Source organism: Pseudomonas sp. SED1, assembly GCF_034044025.1.
In the GTDB taxonomy this organism is placed as follows: Bacteria; Pseudomonadota; Gammaproteobacteria; order Pseudomonadales; family Pseudomonadaceae; genus Aquipseudomonas.
Genome location: NZ_JAXCIS010000215.1, coordinates 1 through 1,421, shown reverse-complemented (window position 1 = coordinate 1,421; position 1,421 = coordinate 1). Strand labels below are relative to the sequence as shown.

The following is a 1,421-nucleotide window of genomic DNA, read 5'->3' as shown; positions in this document are numbered from 1 at the left end:
CTTACAGAACGCTCCTCTACCGCATCATCCGAAGATGATACCCGTAGCTTCGGTGTATGGTTTGAGCCCCGTTACATCTTCCGCGCAGGCCGACTCGACTAGTGAGCTATTACGCTTTCTTTAAAGGGTGGCTGCTTCTAAGCCAACCTCCTAGCTGTCTAAGCCTTCCCACATCGTTTCCCACTTAACCATAACTTTGGGACCTTAGCTGACGGTCTGGGTTGTTTCCCTTTTCACGACGGACGTTAGCACCCGCCGTGTGTCTCCCATGCTCGGCACTTGTAGGTATTCGGAGTTTGCATCGGTTTGGTAAGTCGGGATGACCCCCTAGCCGAAACAGTGCTCTACCCCCTACAGTGATACATGAGGCGCTACCTAAATAGCTTTCGAGGAGAACCAGCTATCTCCGAGCTTGATTAGCCTTTCACTCCGATCCACAGGTCATCCGCTAACTTTTCAACGGTAGTCGGTTCGGTCCTCCAGTTAGTGTTACCCAACCTTCAACCTGCCCATGGATAGATCGCCCGGTTTCGGGTCTATTCCCAGCGACTAGACGCCCTATTAAGACTCGCTTTCGCTACGCCTCCCCTATTCGGTTAAGCTCGCCACTGAAAATAAGTCGCTGACCCATTATACAAAAGGTACGCAGTCACCCAACAAAGTGGGCTCCCACTGCTTGTACGCATACGGTTTCAGGATCTATTTCACTCCCCTCTCCGGGGTTCTTTTCGCCTTTCCCTCACGGTACTAGTTCACTATCGGTCAGTCAGTAGTATTTAGCCTTGGAGGATGGTCCCCCCATATTCAGACAAAGTTTCTCGTGCTCCGTCCTACTCGATTTCATGACTAAGAGATTTTCGCGTACAGGGCTATCACCCACTATGGCCGCACTTTCCAGAGCGTTCCGCTAATCTCAAAGCCACTTAAGGGCTAGTCCCCGTTCGCTCGCCACTACTAAGGGAATCTCGGTTGATTTCTTTTCCTCAGGGTACTTAGATGTTTCAGTTCCCCTGGTTCGCTCCATACACCTATGTATTCAGTGTAAGGTAACCATCTTATGATGGCTGGGTTCCCCCATTCAGACATCTCCGGATCAAAGTCTGTTTGCCGACTCCCCGAAGCTTTTCGCAGGCTACCACGTCTTTCATCGCCTCTGACTGCCAAGGCATCCACCGTATGCGCTTCTTCACTTGACCATATAACCCCAAGCAATCTGGTTATACTGTGAAGACGACATTCGCCGAAAATTCGATAATACTCAATTAAGAGCAACTCACAAATTTTACCTTAGCCTGATCCGTTACCAGTGAAAGTAACGTTCAGTCTATCTTTCTATCACATACCCAAATTTTTAAAGAACGATCTAATCAAAGACTAGAAATCAACATTCACCATCACAACGATGGAATGCTCATTTCTAA

At 48.7% G+C, this 1,421-nt stretch carries 1 rRNA gene; it reads right to left on the bottom strand.

Features of this window, described 5'->3' with window-relative positions:
* A 23S ribosomal RNA gene (locus SNL23_RS27330) occupies positions 1 to 1,196 on the bottom strand; the annotation flags it as partial.
* Positions 1,197 to 1,421 lie beyond the last annotated feature (225 nt).